The 2,708-nt window shown below is 57.8% G+C and carries 3 protein-coding genes; all 3 read left to right on the forward strand.

Annotation, left to right across the window (positions count from 1 at the left end; translation table 11 throughout):
• On the forward strand, nucleotides 1–1,904 hold a 1,904-nt coding region (gene pheT, locus AC1DRJ_RS23805), incomplete at its 5' end, for a phenylalanine--tRNA ligase subunit beta (protein ID WP_477804310.1).
• A 3-nt stretch (nucleotides 1,905–1,907) separates the two neighbouring features.
• Nucleotides 1,908–2,210: an integration host factor subunit alpha gene (gene ihfA, locus AC1DRJ_RS23810; protein WP_002553164.1), complete on the forward strand. Its 303-nt coding sequence runs from the start codon at nucleotides 1,908–1,910 to the stop codon at nucleotides 2,208–2,210.
• A complete protein-coding gene (locus AC1DRJ_RS23815; protein ID WP_477804311.1) occupies nucleotides 2,191–2,547 on the forward strand; it encodes a MerR family transcriptional regulator in 357 nt (118 codons plus the stop codon). The genes ihfA and AC1DRJ_RS23815 overlap by 20 nt, the downstream gene beginning before the upstream one ends.
• The last annotated feature ends 161 nt before the right edge of the window (nucleotides 2,548–2,708 follow it).

Below are 2,708 nucleotides of genomic sequence, written 5' to 3' on the forward strand. Positions count from 1 at the left end.
ACTTGACCCCGAATCGCGGCGACTGCCTATCCCTGGCCGGTCTGGCCCGTGAAGTCGGCGCGCTGTATGCCGCCAGCGTCACCCGTCCGGTCGTTGCGACCTTTCCAGCTGTGCACGACGAAGTGCGTTCGGTTGAAGTGCTGGCACCGGCCGCTTGCCCGCGTTACCTGGGTCGTGTGATCCGTAACGTCGACCTGTCCAAGCCAACGCCGCTGTGGATGGTTGAGCGCTTGCGTCGTTCCGAAGTGCGTAGCATCGACGCAGCTGTCGACATCACCAATTATGTGATGCTGGAGCTGGGCCAACCGCTGCACGCGTTCGATCTCGCCGAAATCAATGGCGGCATCCGCGTGCGCATGGCCGAAGAGGGCGAGAAGCTGGTGTTGCTGGATGGTCAGGAAGTGACCCTGCGTAGCGATACGCTGGTAATTGCCGACCACACCCGCGCTCTGGCGATCGCTGGCGTCATGGGGGGCGAGCACAGTGGCGTCAACACTGCGACCACTCGCGATATTTTCCTTGAAAGCGCGTTCTTCGATCAGATCGCGGTGGCTGGCAAGGCTCGTTCCTACGGTCTGCACACCGATGCCTCGCACCGCTATGAGCGCGGCGTGGACTGGCAACTGGCCCGTGAAGCCATGGAGCGCGCCACTGGCCTGCTGCTGGAGATCACTGGCGGCGAAGCTGGCCCGATCATCGAAACCGTTAGCGAACAGCATCTGCCGAAGATTGCCCCGGTTACATTGCGCGCACAGCGCATCACCCAGATGCTGGGCATGGAAATGGATTCGGCCGAAGTCGAGCGTCTGCTCAACGCTTTGGGCCTGACCGTTTCCGCCGAAGGGGCAGGGCAGTGGCGTGTAGAAGTACCAAGCCATCGCTTCGATATCAGCCTGGAAGTCGATTTGATCGAAGAGCTGGCCCGTCTGTACGGCTACAACCGTCTGCCGGTTCGTTATCCGCAAGCTCGTCTGGCGCCGCAAGCCAAGGCCGAAGCGCGTAGCGATCTGCCTGAGTTGCGTCGTCTGCTGGTCGCCCGTGGTTATCAGGAAGCGATCACCTACAGCTTCATCGATCCGAAACAATTCGAACTGTTTAATCCGGGTGTGGAGCCGCTGCTGCTGGCCAACCCGATTTCGAACGACATGGCTGCCATGCGTTCGTCCTTGTGGCCAGGTCTGGTCAAGGCGCTTCAGCACAACCTGAACCGTCAACAGGATCGTGTCCGTCTGTTCGAAAGCGGTCTGCGTTTCGTTGGCCAACTCGAAGGCCTGAAGCAAGAGCCGATGCTGGCGGGTGTTGTCTGCGGCAGCCGTCTGCCGGAAGGCTGGGCACAGGGTCGCGATGTCGTGGACTTCTTTGACGTCAAGGCAGACGTGGAAGCGGTACTGGGCTTCGCCGGTGCGCTGGATTCGTTCACTTTCGTGCCGGGCAAACACCCAGCGCTGCACCCGGGTCAGACCGCGCGCATCGAACGTGAAGGTCGTCTGGTCGGTTTCGTCGGTGCCATCCACCCTGAATTGTCGAAAACTCTCGGTCTCGACCGTCCGGTCTTCGTTTTCGAGCTGGTTCTGGCTGAAGTGGCGTTGGGCAAAATGCCTAAATTCCAGGAGTTATCGCGCTTTCCTGAAGTGCGTCGTGACCTTGCACTGATCGCCGAAAAAGACGTCGCAGCCAGCGCTGTACTGGACGTAATCCGTGAAAATGCAGGCGAGTGGCTGACAGACCTCAGGCTATTTGACGTGTATCAGGGTAAAGGCATTGATCCTGATAGAAAAAGCCTTGCCGTCGGCTTGACCTGGCAGCATCCATCGCGCACTCTTAATGACGATGAGGTGAATACCACGACGCAAAACATCCTCACCTCGCTCGAACAAAGGTTGAACGCCACGTTAAGGAAGTGACGTATGGGGGCTCTGACGAAAGCTGAGATGGCGGAACGTCTGTATGAAGAGCTGGGCCTGAATAAACGGGAGGCCAAGGAATTGGTCGAACTGTTTTTTGAAGAAATCAGGCACGCTCTTGAAGACAACGAACAAGTCAAATTGTCCGGTTTCGGCAATTTCGACCTTCGGGACAAACGCCAGCGGCCTGGCCGCAATCCGAAAACGGGGGAAGAAATCCCGATCACGGCTCGCCGTGTGGTCACCTTTCGTCCAGGGCAGAAGTTGAAGGCCCGAGTTGAGGCTTATGCTGGAACCAAGTCATAACGACGAGCTACCCGTCATCCCAGGCAAACGCTACTTCACCATCGGTGAAGTCAGCGAGCTGTGTGCGGTAAAACCGCACGTGCTGCGCTATTGGGAGCAGGAGTTTCCTCAACTCAACCCCGTCAAACGCCGCGGAAACCGCCGGTATTATCAGCGACAAGACGTGCTGATGATCCGGCAGATCCGCGCGCTTCTTTACGATCAAGGATTCACCATCGGCGGCGCACGCTTGCGCTTGTCCGGCGATGAAGCCAAARACGACACCACCCAATACAAACAGATGATTCGGCAGATGATTGCTGAGCTGGAAGATGTGTTGGTGGTTCTCAAGAAATAATTTCCTGCGATTGAATACTTCCAGTTTTCAAAAGCTTGGGATATATTCTTGAGCGTTCCTCGAGGTGAGGGACGAGTTACACGCCTAGTCGGGGCGTAGCGCAGTCCGGTAGCGCACTAGCATGGGGTGCTAGGGGTCGAGTGTTCGAATCACTCCGTCCC

Source organism: Pseudomonas sp. P5_B2 (assembly GCF_056400445.1).